Origin of the sequence: Streptomyces avidinii (assembly GCF_014650695.1) — a bacterium.
Taxonomy (GTDB): domain Bacteria; phylum Actinomycetota; class Actinomycetes; order Streptomycetales; family Streptomycetaceae; genus Streptomyces; species Streptomyces avidinii.
Map to the genome: position 1 here is coordinate 129,224 of NZ_BMVL01000018.1, position 19,599 is coordinate 148,822.

The following is a 19,599-nucleotide window of genomic DNA, read 5'->3' on the forward strand; positions in this document are numbered from 1 at the left end:
TCACCCAGCAGCAGATCCACCCATGTCCGGGCGGACTCTGCCTACGCCGGCCGGCTCGGCCGTGGTGGTCCCGCGCGCGGTTCCCCGTGGTCCACGGGCTGCGGCTTCGGCTTCGGCTTCGGCTTCGGCTTCGGCTTCGGCTTCGGCTTCGGCTTCGGCTTCCCGAGCATCTGCCGTGCCGCATCCGACTGGCCAGCCGCCGGGCCAGTGTGGGTTCGGCGTGCCGTCATCGCTCATGTGCGCCCGCTGCCAGATCTCGTTCCAGCGGTATGGACTCCCCGGCACGAGCCGGTGCGGCTGCCCGCACGGACACGGCGCCGGCGCCCACGCGCACCGGCCGCACAGTTCGACCCAGCCGTGTCCCGTCGAGTTCTGCTCCGGTGCTCCCTCGTGCCCGCAGGCCGGGCAGCCGGGCAGCTCAGCGCCGTCCAGGAGCGCGTTCTGCCGCCGGACGTACTCGGACAGCCGCAGCGACGGGTGGCGGAACGGATCTTCGTACCAGGCACGGTCCGGGCTCTCCCACCAGCTCCGCAGCCACCACGGCCGAGGGTTCGGTACGGCCCGCCGCCCGGCCCGCTTCTCAGTCCGACGCTGCGCGGCGTACTCCTCCGCCCGTGTGAGCCACAGCAGCCGCGCCTCGTGCAGTTCCTCCACCGCCCGCAGCAGCGCAGCAGGGTCCGCCTCCAGCCGCCGGGGGATCGCGGCGCTGAGCGTGAGGTGGTGGTACGTCGCCCGCAGGCCGTAGGGCGCGAAAAGGGTGAGGCAGGTGCGCAGCGCGCTGTGCCGCCGGTGGAGGGGGAGCCGGGCGTCGTGCACGCGCGCTCTGTGGGTGAGGAAGCTGGTCATGGCGTGGGCCCCAGGTCCAGCGCCCGGGCCAGGGCGGCGGTGACGGCCGCGCCATGTGTCGGCAGGTGTCGTCCGGCCCAGATTCCGGCGAGGCTGAGGAAGTCCCGCAAGTCCTGCTGGGCGCCGGTGACAAGCGCCCGTACCCGGTCCACGGGCAGCTCGATCACCGGGCTGTCGGTCACCCGGAAGCCACCGGCGGCGAACAGGTCGGTCATGGTGAGCAGCCCGTGCAGGAACGCGCCGAGCGGGTCGGTCGGGGACGGCCCGTGCCCCTCCTCCGGCTCGAAGTCGTTGCAGTCGGCGATCCGCATCACCGCCGTCCCGACCTGCGCCGGAGTCAGCTCCCCGTCCAGCACGAGGTAACCGTGGGACTCGTGCTCGCCGACCGGCCAGAGCGCGAAGTCGTCGGCCGAGAAGATCTCCAGAACGGGTTGCATCACCATCACATGGGGATGATGCCGAACCCTCTGCCCCACCGCCACGGGCTTAGGAGGCCGTCCCGTTCGGTGCCGGGGAGGTTTCTTCCCTCGTCCACTCGGAGAACCGCCGGTGGGCTGTCGCCCCCCGACGGCCCGCACGACGCCGTAGGCACGCGATCGTTGCCGTACGGCTGCCGCTACGCGTTGGGGCGCAGGGTCCAGACGACGGTCATCTCACCCGTCACGGCCTCGTCCTCACGCTGGATGGCGATGGTGACGGGGAACTCGGGGCGGCCGCCGGCGTCGAGTTCGGCGACGACCTCCGCGGCCGGGCGACCGAGGGTGGCGGTGGCGGTCACGACGCCCTTGGCGAGCTTCTTGTAGCCGATCTCGGCCTTCACGGCGAGCGGCACGGCGCGCGAGAGCTGGTCGCCGAAGGCGGCCAGGACGATCGCGCCGCTCGCGGACTCGGCGAGGGTGAACATGGCGCCGGCGTGCGGGCCGCCGACGTGGTTGTGGTAGTCGGGCTGGTCCGGAAGCCGGACGACCGCGCGCTCGGGAGTGGTCTCCAGGAACTGGAGGTTCAGGGTCCGGGCCATCGGCACGGTCGCGGCGAGCAGTTCGCCCACGTTCATCTGGTCTGCGCTCATGAAACGCGATGTTACCCGCGAGTAGTCCAGGTTGGCCAGAGCTCCTACGGGGGCGGCCGTGGCTCCCCACGACCACGACCACTATCGTTACCGGCCATGTGGCCAGGACAGCAGCAGCCGCCCGGGGGCGAACAGAACCCTCAGGACGCGCATCAGAACCCGTACCAGCAGCAGCCGGGACAGCCGGGGCAGCAGCCGAACCCGTACCAGCAGCAGCCCGGTTACGGATATCCGCAGCAGCCGGGGTACCAGCAGCCCCAGGGCGCTCCCGGCCAGCAGTGGGGACCGGCCCAGCCGCCCCAGGCGCCTCAGGCGGGCGGCGGAAGCCCGTACTCGACCAAGACCGTGGCCATCGTCGCGGCCGCCGCGGTCGTCGTGGCGGCCGCCGCGACCGGCGCCTTCGTCCTGACCCGGGACGACAAGAAGACCGAGGCCAACGACAAGCCGCCGGCCAGCCCCTCGGCGCCGGCCTCCGAGGCACCCGCCCCGGCCGGCAGCAGCGCGAACCCGCGGGCCGGCGGCAGCGCCCAGCCGGTCATCCCGGGCTGGAAGGTCGTCGTCAACACGAAGTACGGCGTCAGCTACGACGTGCCCCCCGAGTGGAACGTCCACGACTCCGGGGTGTCCCTCTTCTACGAGGACGAGGTCAAGAAGGACGGCAAGCCGGTCATCACGATGTCCGGGACCTCCAGCCTCAAGGAAGAGTGGTGCACCTTCGACAAGGACGCCGACGGCCGGGTCGAGAAGTTCTCGGTCGCGGACGCCGGCGTCAAGGGTGCCCAGGGCGCCAAGGACACCGCGCAGGCGGCGACCGACAACACCGGCACCTGGGTGTGGGCGGGCTTCGCGCAGAAGGAGCCCAAGGGCACGGTCAAGGTGACCGACCCCAAGGAGTTCACGACCGCCTCCGGCCTCAAGGGCCACATGGTGGTGGCGACCGCCACGGGCGTGAAGAAGGAGCACAAATGCTCCACCGACGGCAAGGCGGTCGGCTTCGCCTTCAAGAACGCCACCGGTGACTTCGCCAGCTTCGCGCTCATCAGCGCGGCCGGTGTGAAGGACGAGGTCGGGACCGACGTCACCGACAAGGTCCTCAGCTCCATCCGGCTCACCGCCCCGTGATCCCCGCGTCCCGTGTCCCGGGTCGGGTATCCGTTTGGATTCTCGGCCCGGGGCGGGGATAGTCCGGGGGTGAGTTCTCCCCGCACCGCAGCACCCCGTACGCCCGTGCACCGCCGCCGCCCCGCCTGGGCCGGCCGCAATTACAGCCTGCTCACGGGTGCGGCGATCATCACGAACCTGGGGAGCCACGGAGCCCACATCGCGGCCGCGTTCGCGGTCATGCAGGCCGGCGGATCCGGCGCCGACGTCGGACTGATCGCGGCCGCCCGCACGCTGCCGCTCGTCCTCTTCCTGCTCATCGGCGGCGCGATCGCCGACCGGCTGCCCCGTCACCGCGTGATGGTCGCGGCCAACACCTTGAACTGCCTGTCGCAGGCCGCCTTCGCGGTCCTGGTCCTCACCGGCACGCCCGAGCTGTGGCAGATGATGCTGCTGACGGCCCTGTGCGGCACCGGGACGGCCTTCTTCAACCCCGCCGCCGAGGGCATGTTGCTGTCCACGGTCTCCGGCGAACACTCCAACCGTGCCTTCGCGCTCTTCCGCATGGCGATCAACGGCGCCGGCATCGGCGGCGCGGCCCTCGGCGGAGCGATGATCGCGGTGCTGGGACCCGGCTGGGTCCTGGCCGCGGACGCGGCGGCCTTCGCCGTCGCCGGCGCCCTGCGCGCCTTCCTCGACGTCAAGCACGTACCCGACCGGGCCCCGGGCGGCGGCCTGCTGTCGGATCTGCGCGAGGGCTGGGTGGAGGTCCGCACCCGTCCCTGGCTGTGGAGCATCGTGCTCCAGTTCTCCGTCGTGGTCGCCGTCGTCGGCACCGCCGACGCGGTCTACGGGCCGCTGGTCGCCCGGGACCACCTGGGCGGCTCCGCGCCCTGGGGGCTGGCCCTGGCCTTCTTCGGGGTCGGCACCATCGCCGGGGCCGTCCTGATGATGGCGTGGAGGCCGCGCCGGCTGCTGCTGGTCGGCACCCTGTGCGTGTTCCCGCTGGCGCTGCCCTCGGCGGGGCTGGCGGTACCGCTGCCCGTGTGGGGGCTGTGCGTGGTGATGCTCGTCAGCGGCGCCGCGATAGAGGTGTTCGGCGTGAACTGGATGACCGCGATGCACCAGGAGATCCCTGAGGAGAAGTTCTCCCGGGTCACCGCCTACGACTGGTTCGGCTCTGTGTCGATGCTGCCGCTGGCGACCGCCCTGGCCGGGCCGGCCGAAGCGGCGTTCGGGCGCACCCAGGCGCTGTGGGGGTGCGCGGTCCTGGTCGTCGTGCCCACCGCCCTCGTGCTGCTGGTCCCGGACGTCCGCCGCATGACCCGCAGGGCGCACGGCAAGACCATCGCCCCGGCCCCGGCACCGGCACCGGCCGAGCAGGCCCCCGCCGGGCTCTGACGCCCGCCCGGCTCGGACCGCCGCTCACCCCAGGCTGAACGCGCCCTCCGGGGGCGCCGGTGAAGGGGCCGCGTCCGCATCGGCCACGGGCACCGCGCCCTTCCTGAACCGTGCCAGGCCGTCCCCGTACTCCACCCGGGCGGGAAACGCGTCGCCCGCGCACCGCCGGGCCAGCGCCCCCACGGCCAGCGGGGCGTCGGAGGCCAGCAGCACGGCGTTCCCGAACCGCCGGCCCCGCAGCACCGCGGGCTCGGCGACCAGCGCCAGCTCCGGGAACACCTCCGCGAAGTTCGCCACCTGCGCCCGCAGGAAGTCGAAGGGCGCCCCGTCGGCCAGATTCGCCGCGTACAGCCCGCCGGGCCGCAGCACCCGCGCGGCCGCCCGCGCGTACTCCACCGACGTCAGCTGCGCGGGCACGCGCGAGCCGCCGAACACGTCGGCCACCACCACGTCCGCGCTCCCCGCCGGCGCGGCCTCCAGCCAGGCACGGGCGTCGGCGGTGTGCACCGTGACACCGGTACCCGCTGCGAGCGGCAGGTGCTCGGCCACCAGCTCCACCAGGCCCGCGTCGAACTCGACGACCGCCTGCCGGGATCCGGGCCGGGTGGCCGCGGCATAGCGCGGCAGGGTGAGCGCGCCGCCGCCGAGGTGCAGCAGGTCGAGCGCGAGCCCCGGCTCGGCCGCGCAGTCCAGGACGTGCGCGAGGCGGCGTACGTACTCGAACTCCAGGTGCTGCGGATCGTCCAGATCCACGTACGACTGCGGGGCCCCGTCGACGGTCAGCAGCCAGGCCCGCTCCCGGTCCACGTCCGGCATCAGCTTGGCGGTGCCCTGGCCCACGTCCCGGACGACCGGGATCTGTTCGTCGCTCACCGTTCCATTCTCCGGCAGGAGCCCGGGACGGCTCCGGGCGGGCCCTCAGGCCGCCCGGCCCGACCAGACCTCCGCCGCCTCCCGTACGTGCTCCGCGGCCTGCGCCAGGCCCGCCCGTGCCGCCGGGTCCCGCCGCGCAGGATCCAGCACGTTGCGCCCGAAGACCTTGCGGGCGGCGTTCGAGGGGGTGATCAGCAGCACTCGCGCCCCCGCCGCCCGGAGCCGCTCGGCCTGTGCCGACGGCGAGGGGACCAGCTTGGAGCCCAGCGACAGCGGGGCGATGATCACTACGCGCGCGTAGCCCGCGGCCAGGTCGGCGTTGGTGGCGGAGCGGATCCCGCCGTCGATGAAACGGCGCCCGCCGACCGTCACCGGCGGCCACACCCCGGGCACGGCGCAGCTCGCCGAGACGGCGTCGACGAGTCCGCTGCCGCTCCCCCGCTCGAACGCCTCGAGTTCACCGCTGAGCGCGTCCACCGCCGTGACGACGAGCCGCCGCTCGGGCCACTCGTGCGAGACCAGCCGGGCGGCCAGGACCTTGCGCCGCTCCGCCTCCGGGCCGGTGTCGGCGGCCAGCGCCATGGCGCCGATCCGCTGCCGGTAGGCCGTCGCGGTGCGCGAGCCCACCATCGCGACGGCGTACCGGGCGACGAGGCCCGCCCCCAGTTTCGCCGCGACCTCCCCGGCGGGGTCCCCGAGCTGGCGCTCGTACAGCTCCTGCGCGGTGAGCAGCCCGGAGGTGAGCTGGGCACCGACCACGGAACCGGCGGAAGTGCCGACGACCAGGTCGGCGGTGGTGAGGTCCACGCCCGCGCGGGCGAGGCCGTACAGGATTCCGCACTCCCAGCCCACGCCGGTCAGTCCCCCGCCACCGAGCACCAGTGCCGTGTCGCCGCCCATTTCCGCCCGCCCCTTCGATCGCGCCTGTGGTGACGGCAGTCTGGCTCAGCCGTCCTGCCGTCACCACAGTGGGTCGGGATCGGACCCGGATCGGACCGGCATCGGATCTTGATCCGACCTTGATCCGACCCGGATCAGGTCCGGATCAGCCCAGGACCGCCGTCACCGTGCCCGCGCCGACGGTCCGCCCGCCCTCGCGGATCGCGAAGCCGAGCCCGGACTCCAGCGGCACGTCCCGGCCGAGCTCGACGGTCATCGTGACCGTCTCCCCGGGCCGGGCCACGGCGGCCTCGCCCAGGTCCACGTCCCCCACCACGTCGGCGGTGCGGATGTAGAACTGCGGCCGGTAGCCGCTGGCGACCGGTGTCGTACGGCCGCCCTCGCGCCCGGAGAGCACGTACACCTGCGCGGTGAACCGGCGCTGCGGGGTCACGCTGCCGGGCGCGGCCACCACGTGCCCTCGGCGAACGCCCTCGCGCGGCACTCCGCGCAGCAGCAGCGCGACGTTGTCCCCGGCCTCGGCGGACTCCATCGGCTTGCCGAAGGTCTCCAGCCCGGTGACGACCGTCAGGGCGGGCTCGCCGTCGCCGCCGAGGATCGCCACGCGGTCCCCGAGGCGGACGGTGCCGCGCTCGACGGCTCCGGTCACGACGGTGCCGCGCCCGGTGATGGTCAGCACGTTCTCCACCGGCAGCAGGAACGGCGCGTCCGTGTAGCGCACCGGGGTCGGTACGTACGTGTCCACGGCGTCCAGCAGCGCCCGGATCGCCTCCGTCCACCGCGGGTCGCCCTCCAGCGCGCCGAGTCCGGAGACCCGTACGACCGGCGCGCTGTCGCCGCCGTAGCCGTGCGCGGTGAGCAGCTCGCGGACCTCCAGCTCGACCAGGTCGGTCAGCTCGGGGTCCCCGGCGTCCGCCTTGTTGAGCGCCACGACGATGTGGTCGACACCGACCTGCCGGGCGAGGAGCACGTGCTCGGCGGTCTGCGGCATGACCCCGTCGAGCGCGGAGACGACGAGGATCGCCCCGTCGAGTTGGGCGGCTCCGGTGACCATGTTCTTGATGTAGTCGGCGTGACCGGGCATGTCCACGTGGGCGTAGTGCCGGGTGCCGGTCTCGTACTCGACGTGCGTGAGGTTGATCGTGATGCCCCGGCGGGACTCCTCGGGGGCCCGGTCGATGCGGTCGAACGGCACGAAGGAGGCGCCGCCGCTCTCCGCGAGGACCTTGGTGATGGCGGCGGTGAGGGTGGTCTTGCCGTGGTCGACGTGACCCATGGTGCCGATGTTGAGGTGCGGCTTGGTGCGCACGAAGGCCGTCTTGGCCATGATTCATTCCCGTGTCTGGAAGCTGGAACGGGACCCCGAAGCCGAGCCGACCCTCCCCCTGCGGGGTCCGCCGGACGATCCGGGAAGGGTCAGCTTCGTGCGCCGTCGAATGCGGCGAGGGCAGGTGCGCCTGCAAATTCGGCAGCCTTCGGCGCGTCCGCGACTGCGGACGGCGCTGCGAGGAAGGCGTACCGGTTCATGCCACTGATCCTGCCGGACGGTCAGGGGCCCGTCGAACGAATTACCGCACGCTCAGAGGTTCTTGAGCGCCTCACGCACGGACAGTGGGGCCAGGGTGCCCCGTTCGGCCTCGACGAAGGCGCGTACGGCGTCCGGATCCGTCTTCGCGTACTCGCGCAGAGCCCAGCCGATCGCCTTGCGCAGGAAGAACTCCGGGGCGCCGGCCCGGCGGCGGCAGTGGTCGAAGAGCCGGCCGCTGTCGGTGGCGGCCTTGAAGCGGAGCTGGTGGAGCAGCGCCGTGCGGGCGAGCCAGAGGTTCTCGTCCTCGATCCACTCGTCCATCACGGCCGCGAGCGGCGGATCGGCGGCCACCAGCGGACCGACCGTGTGCGCGGCCAGCAGGTCGACGGTGTCCCACCAGGGGACCGTGACGATCAGGTGCCGGGCCACCGGCAGGAAGCCGGAGGAGCAGCGGGCGACGTGGCGGCGCAGGTAGTCCACGGCGAAGTAGTGGTACTCACGTTCCGGGAGCAGCCAGCAGCGCAGCGCGAGCGCCGCGCAGTCCGTCTCGGACGGTTTCGGAGTGTCCTTGGTCACGGTCTTCGACAGGTCGCGGCGCAGCGGGGTGGGGATGCCGAGGAACGGCGCGACGTCCTTCATGTACGCGGCCATGGCCCGGGCCCGCACGGGATCGGCGGCCGCCCCGTACGCCCCGGGCAGGCGGTCCATCAGGGTGTCCGCGAGGGCGCTGCGGGGAACCTGCGGGGGTCGCCGGTCGTTCGACAGCATGAGGCCCAGATTACGGCGGGACGCCGCATACGTCGGCTAGTCTCCCGGGATGTCCCTCCTCCTCGCGCCGTGGGCCCGGCTGTCGCTGCTCGTCGTGCTGCTCGTGGCGGCCGGCGCGTGCGTGCTGCTGTACCAGCCCCAGCGCATCCTCTCGGAGGGCTGGCCCCCGGGGCTCCCGGTGGGCACGGCGGTCCTGCTGTTCGCAGCCGCGTACGGGGTGTGCACGGCCGCGTTCGTGCCGCGCCCCCTGCTCAATCTGGCCGCGGGAGCCGTCTTCGGCTCCCGGTTCGGCCTTGTCGCGGCGGTCGGCGGCACGGTGCTCGGCGCCGCGATCTCCTTCGGGCTGGGCCGGATCATGGGCCAGGAGGCTTTGCGGCCGTTCCTGCGCGGACGCTGGCTCCAGGCGGCCGACGGCCAGCTCAGCCGGCACGGTTTCCGCTCGATGCTCGCGGTCCGGCTCTTCCCCGGAGTGCCCTTCGTCGTGGCCAACTACTGCGCTGCGGTGTCGCGGTGCGGCTGGGGCCCCTTCCTCCTCGCCACCGCGGTCGGCGTCGTCCCGAACACGGCCGCGTACGTGATCGCGGGAGCCAGCGCCTCCTCCCCCGGGTCGCCCGCGTTCCTCTTCTCGTTCGGCTTCATCCTCGTCTCCGTGGTGGGCGGCGCAGTCGTCGGATGGCGCAAGCGGCACCGCCTGGCACCCCCTCGAACCCGGGACCGGGTGTCCGAACTGACGCCCCAGCACCCCCCTGTGGTCAGTGGCGCTTCGCACGGGCCCTAGCATCGGACGCGAACTGCCCGACGATCACAAGGACGAGCGCACCCCGACATGAGCTGGTTCGAATCCCTAATCCTCGGTCTCGTCCAGGGGCTTACGGAGTTCCTCCCGATCTCCTCCAGCGCCCACCTGCGGCTGACCGCGGCGTTCGCCGGCTGGCACGACCCAGGAGCGGCCTTCACCGCGATCACCCAGATCGGCACCGAGGCCGCCGTGCTGATCTACTTCCGCAAGGACATCGCGCGGATCATCTCCACCTGGTTCCGCTCCCTGTACACGAAGGCCCTGCGCTCCGAACAGGACGCCAAGATGGGCTGGCTGGTGATCGTCGGATCCCTCCCGATCGGCATCCTCGGCCTCGTCTTCAAGGACGCGATCGTGGGCCCGGCCCGTGACCTGCGGCTGACGGCCACCACCCTGATCCTGATGGGCATCGTGCTCGGCATCGCCGACCGGCTGGCCGCCCGCGACGAGGAGGGCGGCAGGCACCGCGCCATCCGCGAGCGCAAGACGCTCCAGCAGCTGGGCGTCAAGGACGGCCTGATCTTCGGTCTCTGCCAGGCGATGGCCCTGATCCCGGGTGTTTCGCGGTCCGGCGCCACCATTTCCGGCGGTCTGCTGCTCGGCTTCACCCGCGAGGCCGCGGCCCGCTACTCCTTCCTCCTCGCGATCCCGGCCGTGCTGGCCTCGGGCGCGTTCGAGATCAAGGACGTGATGGAGAACCCGGGTCACATCTCCTGGGGGCCGACGATCTTCGCGACGGTCATCGCCTTCTTCGTGGGCTACGTCGTGATCGCGTGGTTCATGAAGTTCATCTCGACCAAGAGCTTCATGCCCTTCGTGATCTACCGGATCCTCCTGGGCATCCTGCTGTTCGTGCTGATCGGCACGGACGTGCTGAGCCCGCACGCGGGTGAGTCCGGCTCCTAGCGGGACCCCTTTCCACCACTTCGCGTGAACCGCAGGCCGCTCGGGAACGTTCCCGGGCGGCCTGCGCGTCGTTGTGCCTGAAGAGAGCGGAAGGCAAACAGCAGGGGGTGCCCCATGGGTCGAGTGGTGCTGGAGCGATTTCCCGCCGGAAGTCCGCGCGGAAGTTGGCCCGCCGAGGAGTACGCGGCGCAGCGGATGCGCGAGGGCGTGCCGGCCGAGGTGGTCATGGACCTGGACAGCGACGCGTTCCTCGTCGTGGTCCGGCAGCGGGAGTCCCGATCCGGTCACTGACCGCCCGCGGGAGCATCCGGTGGGCGCACGGCCCTTGGCCTCGCGCTCGACCGGCCCCACACTGACCCGATGACTCAGCGTGTGGATCTCGCGACGGTGATGGACCGGCTGGCGATCGACGAGGTGGTCACCGGCTACGCGGTTGCCGTCGACGACGGGGACTGGGCCGCCTACCGGGCCCTGTTCGCCGACGGCGCGCGGGTCGACTACAGCACGGCGGGCGGGATCGAGGGCCCGGTGGCCGAGGTGGCGGACTGGCTGGCGCAGACCATGACGCTCTTCCCCGTGCGCCAGCACCTGATCGTCAACCGGCTGATCCGGCTGGAGGACGTGGGCGGCTCGCCCGGGGACAGCGCCCGGGTGCGGGCGGACTTCCTCAATCCGATGCGGCTGGCCGGGCCGGACGCCGACCCGGAGGTCACCGCGCCGAACTTCGTCGCCGCCGGCCGGTACACCTTCGGGCTGGCCCGCACCCGTGACGGCTGGCGGCTCACCCGCGTCACCGTGCACGAGAAGTGGCGGCACATGTCCGGCTGAGACGGCCGGAAGCCGCTCGACTCGGCCCGGACGTCCGGCACTGCCACACTGGAAGCGGAGGCGCGCCATGATCACGACGGGCATGCGGTGGTGGTCCCCCCGATGGCGCGCGCCCGCCGCCGTCGCCGCCGGGGCGCTGCCCGCGCTCGCCTTTCCCGCGCCCGCGCTCTGGTGGTTCGCCTACGTCGCCCTCGTGCCCTGGATGCTGCTGCTGCGGTCGGCCCCCACCGGGCAGCGCGCCGCCCTGGAGGGCTGGCTCGGCGGCGCCGGTTTCATCCTGGCCGTCCATCACTGGCTGCTGCCCAGCCTGCACGTGTTCCTGATCCCGGTGGCCGCGCTGCTCGGGCTGCTCTGGATCCCCTGGGCCCTGCTGGTGCGGGAGCTCCTCGGCGGGGTCCCGGCCGCGGGCCGGGCCTGGTGCGCGCTCGTCCTCGTACCGGCGGGGTGGCTACTGTCCGAGCTGGTGCGGTCCTGGCAGGGGCTGGGCGGGCCGTGGGGGCTGCTGGGGGCCAGCCAGTGGCAGGTGGCGCCCGCCCTGCGGCTGGCCTCGGTGGGCGGCGTGTGGCTGGTCAGCCTGTTGGTGGTGGCGGTGAACTGCGCCCTGGTGCTGCTGGTCGCGGTGCCGGGCGCGCGGCTCCCGGCGGTGGCCGGCATGACGGGGTGCGCGGTGCTGACGGGGGCGGTGTGGGTGTGGGCGGCGCGGCCTGCGGAGTCGGGCCGGCTGCGGGTGGCCGTCGTACAGCCGGGCCCGGTGGCGGACGGCCCGGACAGTGCGGAGCGGCGGTTCGACATCGGGCAGCGGCTGACCCGGCCGCTGGCCAAGGAGCGGGTCGACCTGGTGGTGTGGGGCGAGAGCAGCGTCGGGGAGGACCTGACGGCCCGCCCGGACCTGGCCGGTCGGCTGGCGGCGCTGTCGGCGGAGGTCGGGGCTCCGCTGCTGGTGAACGTGGACGCGCGGCGGGCGGACCGCCCGGGCATCTACAAGAGCGCGGTGCTCGTGGGTCCGCAGGGCCCCACCGGCGACCGGTACGACAAGATGCGGCTCGTCCCCTTCGGCGAGTACGTCCCGGCCCGTGCGCTGTTCGGCTGGGCCACCTCGGTGGGCCGGGCCGCGGGCGAGGACCGGGTGCGGGGCGAGGCCCCGGTGGTCATGGACCTGCCCGGCCGGCCGGGCGGGCGCACGGCGGGCACCTCCGTCCGGCTGGGCCCGTTGGTCTGCTTCGAGTCGGCCTTCCCCGACATGAGCCGGCGCCTGACCCTCGACGGGGCCTCCCTGCTCATCGCCCAGTCGGCGACCTCCTCCTTCCAGCAGAGCTGGGCCCCGGCCCAGCACGCCTCGCTGGCCGCGCTGCGGGCCGCGGAGAACGGCCGCCCCATGGTGCACGCCACCCTCACGGGCATCAGCGTCGTCAACGGCCCGTCCGGAGAGCGGATCGGCGCCGCCCTGCCCACCTCGGCGAGCACGGCGATGGTGTACGAGGTCCCGCTCGCCCGGGGCACGACCCTCTACGTCCGCTTTGGGGACTGGCCGCCGGCCGCCGCCCTCGCCGTACTCGCGGTGTACTGCGCGGTGGCGGGCAGCCGTGCACTCAGGAGGCCTGCGCCAGAGCCGAGCCCACCACCTTCTCGCACAGCTCGTGGGTGAGCAGCGCGTCGCGGGCGCTGAGCGTGCTGCCCGCCACGACGGCCTCCAGGAAGTGGTGGACGACCTGTTCGATGCCGCGCTGCCGGGCGACCGGGACCCAGTCGCCGCGGCGCCGCACGGTCGGCTGGCCCTTGTGGTCGATGACCTCCGCAAGGTTGACGACCTGCCGCTTCGTGTCGCGGCCGGAGACCTCCAGGATCTCCTCGGTGGAGCCCGACAGGCGGTTCATGATGCCGAGGGCGGTGAAGCCCGCGCCGGACAGCTGGAGCACCACCTGGTGCATCAGCCCCTCGCGCACCACCGCCCGGACGTCGACGTGCTCGGCCTCGCCGGGCAGCAGGAAGCGCAGGGTGTCGACGACGTGGATGAAGTCGTCCAGCACCAGCGTGCGCGGCTCCTCCGGCAGACCGATCCGGTTCTTCTGCATGACGATCAGCTCGCGGGGATGGTCGGCGCACTGCGCGTAGCCGGGCGCGTAGCGGCGGTTGAAGCCGACGGCGAGCGAGACGCGGCGCTCCTCGGCGAGTTCGACCAGCCGTCGCGACTGCTCGATCTCGTAGGCGAGCGGCTTGTCCACGTACGTGGGCACGCCGGCCTCCAGCAGCCGTGTGACGATCTCGGGGTGGGCCACGGTCGCGGCGTGCACGAAGGCGGCGTCGAGCCCTTCGGCGAGGAGCGCGTCGAGATCGGCGTGCCGGCGCGCGGCCGGCACGTGGTGGGTGTCGCCGACGTCGGCCAGCGTGGCGGGGTTACGGGTCTGCAGGTGCAGCTCGATCCCCGGGCGGGTGGTGAGGACGGGCAGGTACGCCTTCTGCGCGATGTCGCCGAGTCCGATGCAGCCGACCTTCACCGGGCGCCTCCAGGTTGGTTCCGTGTGGGATCTCCCGCAGCTTAATCCCTGGTGGCAGGGGCTCCGTTCGCCGAGGATGAGCCCCATGACCACCAGTTCTGGATCACACCGCAACGAACCCGCCACCACCGCCGACGAGCGGGACATGTTGGACGGATGGCTCGACTACCACCGCGCCACCCTCGTCTGGAAGTGCGAGGGGCTCCAGGACGAGCAGCTGCGCCGCACCCCGCTCGCGCCCTCCGAGCTGAGCCTCCTGGGCCTGGTACGCCACATGGCGGAGGTGGAGCGCTTCTGGTTCCGGGAGATCATGCTGGGCGAGGACCTCCCCGAGCTGTACTGCACGAGCGAGGACCCGGACGGCGACTTCCACTTCACCGAGAAGGACACCTGGGCCCAGGTCGAGCAGGTCTGGCAGACCGAGGTCGAACTCGCGCGTCAGGCCGCCGCGGGCCGTTCGCTCGACCTGGTGTCGCAGGCCGAGAGCCACCACCGCGGCGAGGTGTTCAGCCTGCGCTGGGTCTACACCCACATGATCGAGGAGTACGCACGCCACAACGGCCACGCGGACCTGCTGCGCGAGCAGATAGACGGCGCCACCGGCGATTAGCGGGTGCGGCCGTCACCCGTGCGGGGTGAATATCGGCCGCGGGTTTTCGCAACAGGGTCCTCGCACAGCAGAGTTGCGCGGGTGCATCCAACCCGAACCACGACAACGCTGCTGCTCGGAGTCGCCTGCGCCGTCTCGGCGGTCTCCGGCTGTGTGAATGTGAGCCCCGGACCCGCGCAGCCGGCGACGGCCCCCGCCGCCGGGGTACCGCCCCGCCACGAGCCGCGCGGCGGGCCGGGGGCCGCGCCCGTGGTCGTCCGGGCGCCGGCCCTGGAGGCTCTGGAGGCGGTGGAGGCCGCCCCGGAGCGGCCCGGGGTCCCGGCGGCTGCGGCGCCCGCCCAGAGGTCCGCACAGCGCCCGCTGCCGGGCGGCTCGGGCGGGGCGGTACAGCAGGCGCCGCCGGTCCCGGACATCCCGGAGCCGCGGCGGGCCGCCGAGCCCGCCTCCGGGCGGCCCGGCGGCCGTCCGCAGCGGTCCCGGCCCGACGCCGAGGTGGAGCGTGAGCTGATCCGCAAGCTGCCGGTGCGGCCGGCCGACGTGTGCGCGCTGGGCCGCAGTCACGGACGCTGGCATCCCGACAGCCCGGAGGCCCGTATCTGCGCCGGCGTCCACACGGACTGAACTCCGGCAGGCCTACGGATCCGCGGGATCCACGGACCCTCCGGATCCACGGGCCCACGGGCCTCGGGATCCACGGGTCTACGGGGACTGCTCCGGGAACGGCGGAGGCCCGGCCCCCGGTTCCGCGGCCAGGCTCCGCTCCAGCCGGGCGATCGCGGCCCGTACGCCGTTCCCGTACCCGTCGTCGGCCAGCACCCCGGTGGCGGCGCGGGCCCGCGCCAGGTGGACCCGGGCCGCCTCCGGCCGCTGCAGCTTCACGTAGTCGGCGGCCAGGCTGAGGTGCAGGGACGGGTAGAACGCACGCATCGCCGGGTGCGGCTCCTGCCGGACGGGCCGCCCGTCCCAGGGCGACCCGGTCCCCGGCCCGTCACCGCGAACCTCGTCCGCGGCGGCGGTCAGGGCCCTGAGGTCCCAGGCCAGCTCGTCCGCCGGATCGTCCTGGGCGTCGGCCATGTAGTGGGCCAGCGTGCACCGGTGCAGCGAGTCGCCCTCCTCGCCGATCTCGGCCCAGATGTCGCCGAGCCGGTTGCGGGCCTCCTCACGGTCCCCGGCGTGCAGCAGGATGACCGCCTGGCCGATCCTGGTCATGACGGCGTCCTCCGACGCCTCCTGCTGCTCCGTCACGGCGGCCTCCGGCTTGCTCTGCCAGACCTGCTCCGGTCTGATCATCAAGAAGCTAGCCGGAGGCACCGGCAATGGCGCCGAGGCGCGGGGGGACGTCAGCCGAGGTTCGGGATCCGCCAGTCGATCGGCTCATGTCCCTGGGCTGCGATGGCCTCGTTGATCTGGGTGAAGGGCCGGGACCCGAAGAACTTCTTGGCCGAGAGCGGGGAGGGGTGGGCGCCCTTGACGACCACGTGCCGCTCCTCGTCGATCAGCGGGAGCTTCTTCTGGGCGTAGGCGCCCCAGAGGACGAAGACGGCCGGGTCGGGACGCTCGGACACCGCGCGGATCACGGCGTCGGTGAACTTCTCCCAGCCCTTGCCCTTGTGCGAATTGGGCTCGGCCTCCCGGACCGTGAGCACCGCGTTGAGCAGCAGGACACCCTGCTCGGCCCACGGCATCAGGTACCCGTTGTCCGGGATCGGCAGGTCGAGCTCCTCCTTCATCTCCTTGTAGATGTTGCGCAGCGACGGCGGGGTCTTGACCCCCGGCTGCACGGAGAAGCACAGGCCGTGGCCCTGGCCGGCGCCGTGGTAGGGGTCCTGGCCGAGGACGAGGACCTTCACCCGGTCGAAGGGCGTGGCGTCCAGGGCGGCGAACACCTGCTCGCGGGGCGGGTAGACCGGCCCGTTCGCCCGTTCCTTCTCGACGAACTCGGTGAGCTCTTTGAAGTAGGGCTGGTCCAGCTCTCCGCCGAGGACGGGGAGCCAGGACTCGGGCAGCATCTGGGTCACGGCGACAACCTCCGGTACAAGTTCGTGCAACTGCTCCAGAACCTACCGGGGCCCACTGACAATGCGTCGGCCGCCCGGTACCTGCCCGGGCCGCCGACGCATCGATGCCGGGGCTACCAGCTGGTCTTGCGGTACAGCTCCCACATCTGCATGGCGGTCTGCGGGTCCAGCGCCCGCTCCCCGCCCGCGATGTCCTCGCGCGCGGCGACGTACAGCTTGCCCTGCCACAGGGGCAGCAGCCGGACGTCCTCGGCGAAGATCTGCTGCGCCCGCTCGAACTCCTGGACGCCGGCCGAGCGGTCGCCCTCGCGGCGGGACTTGGGCAGCAGGTCGGTCAGGATCTCGGCGGGCTCGTACGGGGTGCCGACCGCGTTCTCCTTGCCGACGAACGGCGCGATGAAGTTGTCGGGGTCCGGGAAGTCGGGGAACCAGCCGCGGCCGAAGATCGGGTACTCGCCGGTCTTGTAGCCGGCCTGGAAGGCCTTCCAGGGCTGACTGCGCAGGGTGATCTTGAAGAGCAGGCTCTCGTCGAGCTGCCGCTTGAGTTCGGTGAACTCGTCGGCGGTGGAGGAGCCGTACCGGTCGGTGGTGTACCAGAAGGTCAGCTCGACCGGCTGGGTGATCCCGGCGTCCTTGAGGATCTTCTTGGCCTTGGCCACGTCCGCGGCGCCGTACTTGTCGTAGAAGGGCGTCTTGTGGCCGACGACCCCCTTGGGAACCATCGAGTACAGCGGCTCGGCAGTGCCGTGGTAGACCTTGGAGACGAGCGCCCCGCGGTCGACGATCTGCGCGATGGCCTGGCGCACCGGGAGCTTGGCGACCGCCGGGTCCTTGGGGTTGAAGACCAGGTAGCGGATCTCGGCGCCGACGTTCTCGACGACCTGGACGCCCAGGTCGTGCGACGCGGGGGTCTGCAGGTCCGTGATCTCCGCGGCCGACAGGCCTCGGTAGGTGGCGTCGATCTCCTTCGCCTTCAGCGCGGCGACCATCTTCGGGGAGTCCGCGAAGTAGCGGATGGTCACCGCGTTGTTGCGGCGGTTGGCGAAACCGGTGTAGCCGGGGTTCTTGGTGAGGACCGCCTCGGCGCCGTCCTTGTACGAGTCGAGCACGTACGGGCCGGACCCGGTGATCTTGTCGCCCTCGCGGACCTTGTCGGCCGGGTAGTCCTTGGGCGCGACGAGCGAGGCGGCGGGCGAACCGAGAACGTAGGGGAAGGTGGCGTCCGAGGTGTTCAGGTGGAAGACGACGGTCAGCGCGTCCGGGGTCTCGATCTTGTCGAGGGTGCCGAAGAGCCCCTTGGGGCCGACGTTGGAGCCGATGGTCTTGATCCGGTCGAGGGAGTACTTGACCGCCTTGGAGTCGAGCGGCTCTCCGTTGGAGAACTTCAGCCCCTTGCGCAGGGTGCAGCGGTAGGCCTGGCTCGCCGCGTCCGTGAACTCGCAGTTCTGGGCCGCGTCGGGCTGGGGCTTGCTGGAGCCCGTCGGGAAGGCCAGCAGGGTCTGGTAGACGTTCCGGTACAGCTCCCAGGAACCGTCCCACGCGGCCGCGGGATCGAGGGTGCTCGGTGCGCTCGTGGTACCGACAACGATCCTCTTCATATCGTTGCCGTCGTCCTCCGACAGCAGGCCGCATCCGGCGAGCAGGGATATGGACGCAAGGGCCGCAGTGATCTGCAGGCATCTGGTCCGGTTGAACACGTGCACGCTCCTCGATCAGCCAGGGGTGCGGCAGACCCTACCGCAGTGCCTCACGAATCCAATGGGGTGGTTTCGTGAGGCACTTGACCGGTTCCGTGCATATTCGTTACGCATTTACCTCCCTTTCGGAGGCAAATGCGTCCGATTATCGGTCAGTGCACCCCGGCATTGAGGAACATCCCGCCGTCCACGACGAGAGTTTGCCCGGTGATCCATTCCGCTTGTGCAGATGTCAGGAAGGCCGCCGCCCCGCCGATGTCCTCCGGGACCCCCAGCCGGCCGAGCGGATAGGCCGCCGCCGCCTCCTGCTCCCGGCCCTCGTAGAGCGCCTGCGCGAACTTCGTCTTGACCACCGCGGGGGCGATCGCGTTGACCCGGACCCCGGGCGCCATCTCGTGCGCGAGCTGGAGGGTGAGGTTGACCATGGCCGCCTTGCTCATCCCGTAGGCGCCGATGAAGGGCGAGGCGGAGACACCGGCGATGGAGGCGATGTTCACGATCGCACCGCCGTTGTCCTTCTGCCAGGCGTGCCAGGTCCGCTGGGCGAAGCCGAGCGCCGAGATCACGTTGGTCTCGAAGACCTTCCGCGCGACCCCGAGGTCCAGGTCCGCGATGGGCCCGAAGACCGGATTCGTGCCGGCGTTGTTCACCAGGAAGTCGACGCGGCCGAAGGCCTCCATCGTGCGCTCGACGGCGACGGCCTGGTGGGTCTCGTCGTGCGCCTTGCCGGCGACACCGATCACCCGGTCAGCGCCGAGCCGCTCGACGGCCTCCTTGAGGGCGTCCTCGTTGCGCCCGGTGATGCAGAGCCGGTCGCCCCGGGCGACCAGCGCCTCCGCCACGCCGTAGCCGATGCCCCGGCTCGCCCCGGTGATCAGAGCGACCTTGCCGCTGTCGATACCGCTGTACGTCATGTCGTACGCCCTGTCTCTGGTGGACTCGTCAGTTGAGCGGGCCGCCGGCCACGTACACGACCTGGCCGGAGACGAAGCCCGCGGCGTCGCCCGTGAAGAAGGCGATGGCGTTGGCGATGTCGTCCGGGCGGCCGACGCGCTGGACGGGGATCTGGGTGGCGGCGGCGGCCTGGAAGTCCTCGAAGCCCATGCCGACGCGAGCGGCCGTCTGGGCGGTCATCTCGGTGACGATGAATCCGGGGGCGACGGCGTTGGCGGTGACGCCGAACTTGCCGAGCTCGATGGCCAGGGTCTTGGTGAAGCCCTGCAGACCGGCCTTGGCCGCGGAGTAGTTGACCTGGCCGCGGTTGCCGAGCGCCGAGCTGCTGGAGAGGTTCACGATGCGGCCGAACTGGGCCTCCACCATGTACTTCTGACAGGCCTTCGACATCAGGAAGGCACCGCGCAGGTGCACGTTCATGACCGTGTCCCAGTCCGTCTCGCTCATCTTGAAGAGCAGGTTGTCGCGGAGCACGCCCGCGTTGTTGACCAGGATGGTCGGGGCGCCCAGCTCGCTCGCGACGCGCGCGACGGCCGCCTCCACCTGGGCGCCGTCGGAGACGTCGCAGCCGACCGCCAGGGCCTTGCCGCCGGCCGCCGTGATGGCCTCGACGGTGTCCTTGCAGGCGGCCTCGTCGAGGTCGAGTACGGCGACGGCCCGGCCCTCGGCGGCCAGGCGTACGGCGGTGGCCGCGCCGATGCCCCGGGCCGCCCCGGTCACGATCGCGACGCGCTGCTCGGTGGTGGACATGCTGGATCTCCTCGCCCTTGAGAGGCGGCCGCCCAGAGGTGAGCAACCGCTTAGTA

General features: G+C 72.1%; 22 protein-coding genes. 9 read left to right on the top strand and 13 right to left on the bottom strand.

The features are described from left to right. The 3 genes from IE257_RS33460 to IE257_RS33470 form a co-directional block, all read right to left on the bottom strand. Positions 1–846 (bottom strand): hypothetical protein, encoded by an 846-nt coding sequence (locus IE257_RS33460; protein WP_229920820.1) that lies wholly within the window; start codon positions 844–846, stop codon positions 1–3. Further along, the gene (locus IE257_RS33465; RefSeq protein ID WP_308279492.1) at positions 843–1,289 is read right to left on the bottom strand and encodes a hypothetical protein; all 447 of its coding nucleotides are present in this window, start codon (positions 1,287–1,289) and stop codon (positions 843–845) included. The genes IE257_RS33460 and IE257_RS33465 overlap by 4 nt, the downstream gene beginning before the upstream one ends. 173 nt (positions 1,290–1,462) lie before the next feature. Then, positions 1,463–1,915 carry a DUF4442 domain-containing protein gene (locus IE257_RS33470; RefSeq protein ID WP_189973593.1) on the bottom strand — a complete coding sequence of 151 codons (453 nt, stop codon included), beginning with the start codon at positions 1,913–1,915 and terminating at the stop codon, positions 1,463–1,465. 96 nt (positions 1,916–2,011) lie between these two features. Between IE257_RS33470 and IE257_RS33475 the strand changes: the two genes are divergently transcribed. Together IE257_RS33475 and IE257_RS33480 are read left to right on the top strand one after the other, a co-directional pair. Then, on the top strand, positions 2,012–3,037 hold the full coding sequence (locus IE257_RS33475) for a DUF8017 domain-containing protein (protein ID WP_189973594.1): 1,026 nt from the start codon (positions 2,012–2,014) through the stop codon (positions 3,035–3,037). Between the two features lie 69 nt (positions 3,038–3,106). Next, positions 3,107–4,417 carry an MFS transporter gene (locus tag IE257_RS33480; protein ID WP_189973595.1) on the top strand — a complete coding sequence of 437 codons (1,311 nt, stop codon included), beginning with the start codon at positions 3,107–3,109 and terminating at the stop codon, positions 4,415–4,417. Positions 4,418–4,441: 24 nt separating this feature from the next. On the opposite strand, the gene IE257_RS33485 is transcribed toward IE257_RS33480, so the two are convergent. The 4 genes from IE257_RS33485 to IE257_RS33500 all read right to left on the bottom strand — a co-directional run bounded on the left by IE257_RS33485 (position 4,442) and on the right by IE257_RS33500 (position 8,486). Continuing rightward, positions 4,442–5,233 carry a spermidine synthase gene (locus IE257_RS33485; RefSeq protein ID WP_189973644.1) on the bottom strand — a complete coding sequence of 264 codons (792 nt, stop codon included), beginning with the start codon at positions 5,231–5,233 and terminating at the stop codon, positions 4,442–4,444. Positions 5,234–5,335: 102 nt separating this feature from the next. Next, positions 5,336–6,190, bottom strand: a complete 855-nt coding sequence (locus tag IE257_RS33490; protein ID WP_189973596.1) for a patatin-like phospholipase family protein — start codon at positions 6,188–6,190, stop codon at positions 5,336–5,338. Between the two features lie 145 nt (positions 6,191–6,335). Further along, on the bottom strand, positions 6,336–7,517 hold the full coding sequence (tuf, locus tag IE257_RS33495; protein WP_189973597.1) for an elongation factor Tu: 1,182 nt from the start codon (positions 7,515–7,517) through the stop codon (positions 6,336–6,338). A 252-nt stretch (positions 7,518–7,769) separates the two neighbouring features. Beyond that, positions 7,770–8,486 (bottom strand): DNA alkylation repair protein, encoded by a 717-nt coding sequence (locus tag IE257_RS33500; RefSeq protein WP_189973598.1) that lies wholly within the window; start codon positions 8,484–8,486, stop codon positions 7,770–7,772. Between the two features lie 49 nt (positions 8,487–8,535). Here IE257_RS33500 and IE257_RS33505 point away from each other — a divergent pair, with 49 nt between their 5' ends. The 5 genes from IE257_RS33505 (at position 8,536) to lnt (ending at position 12,664) form a co-directional block, all read left to right on the top strand. After that, the gene (locus IE257_RS33505) at positions 8,536–9,264 is read left to right on the top strand and encodes a TVP38/TMEM64 family protein (protein ID WP_189973599.1); all 729 of its coding nucleotides are present in this window, start codon (positions 8,536–8,538) and stop codon (positions 9,262–9,264) included. Positions 9,265–9,312: 48 nt separating this feature from the next. Then, entirely contained in the window at positions 9,313–10,191 is an 879-nt protein-coding gene (locus tag IE257_RS33510) for an undecaprenyl-diphosphate phosphatase (RefSeq protein WP_189973600.1), read from the top strand. A gap of 114 nt (positions 10,192–10,305) precedes the next feature. Next, positions 10,306–10,482, top strand: coding sequence for a DUF8839 family protein (locus IE257_RS33515; protein WP_181382610.1), 177 nt, complete (start codon positions 10,306–10,308; stop codon positions 10,480–10,482). 69 nt (positions 10,483–10,551) lie between these two features. Next, the gene (locus tag IE257_RS33520; protein ID WP_189973601.1) at positions 10,552–11,019 is read left to right on the top strand and encodes a nuclear transport factor 2 family protein; all 468 of its coding nucleotides are present in this window, start codon (positions 10,552–10,554) and stop codon (positions 11,017–11,019) included. Between the two features lie 67 nt (positions 11,020–11,086). Then, the gene (gene lnt, locus IE257_RS33525) at positions 11,087–12,664 is read left to right on the top strand and encodes an apolipoprotein N-acyltransferase (RefSeq protein ID WP_189973602.1); all 1,578 of its coding nucleotides are present in this window, start codon (positions 11,087–11,089) and stop codon (positions 12,662–12,664) included. Here lnt and IE257_RS33530 read toward each other — a convergent pair. Continuing rightward, positions 12,609–13,514 carry a Gfo/Idh/MocA family protein gene (locus IE257_RS33530; protein WP_189973603.1) on the bottom strand — a complete coding sequence of 302 codons (906 nt, stop codon included), beginning with the start codon at positions 13,512–13,514 and terminating at the stop codon, positions 12,609–12,611. The two genes, lnt and IE257_RS33530, sit on opposite strands and share 56 nt — an antisense overlap. A gap of 85 nt (positions 13,515–13,599) precedes the next feature. On the opposite strand from IE257_RS33530, the gene IE257_RS33535 reads away from it, so the two are divergent. After that, positions 13,600–14,124, top strand: a complete 525-nt coding sequence (locus IE257_RS33535; protein ID WP_189973604.1) for a DinB family protein — start codon at positions 13,600–13,602, stop codon at positions 14,122–14,124. Positions 14,125–14,205: 81 nt separating this feature from the next. After that, a complete protein-coding gene (locus IE257_RS33540; RefSeq protein WP_189973605.1) occupies positions 14,206–14,745 on the top strand; it encodes a hypothetical protein in 540 nt (179 codons plus the stop codon). A gap of 78 nt (positions 14,746–14,823) precedes the next feature. Here IE257_RS33540 and IE257_RS33545 read toward each other — a convergent pair whose 3' ends face one another. The 5 genes from IE257_RS33545 to fabG form a co-directional block, all read right to left on the bottom strand. Further along, positions 14,824–15,369, bottom strand: coding sequence for a hypothetical protein (locus IE257_RS33545; protein WP_189973645.1), 546 nt, complete (start codon positions 15,367–15,369; stop codon positions 14,824–14,826). Positions 15,370–15,464: 95 nt separating this feature from the next. Then, positions 15,465–16,133, bottom strand: a complete 669-nt coding sequence (locus IE257_RS33550) for a uracil-DNA glycosylase (RefSeq protein ID WP_189973646.1) — start codon at positions 16,131–16,133, stop codon at positions 15,465–15,467. 122 nt (positions 16,134–16,255) lie between these two features. After that, a complete protein-coding gene (locus tag IE257_RS33555; RefSeq protein WP_189973606.1) occupies positions 16,256–17,839 on the bottom strand; it encodes an ABC transporter substrate-binding protein in 1,584 nt (527 codons plus the stop codon). A 152-nt stretch (positions 17,840–17,991) separates the two neighbouring features. Continuing rightward, positions 17,992–18,753, bottom strand: a complete 762-nt coding sequence (locus IE257_RS33560) for an SDR family oxidoreductase (RefSeq protein ID WP_189973607.1) — start codon at positions 18,751–18,753, stop codon at positions 17,992–17,994. A 28-nt stretch (positions 18,754–18,781) separates the two neighbouring features. Next, a complete protein-coding gene (gene fabG, locus IE257_RS33565; RefSeq protein WP_189973608.1) occupies positions 18,782–19,543 on the bottom strand; it encodes a 3-oxoacyl-ACP reductase FabG in 762 nt (253 codons plus the stop codon). Positions 19,544–19,599 lie beyond the last annotated feature (56 nt).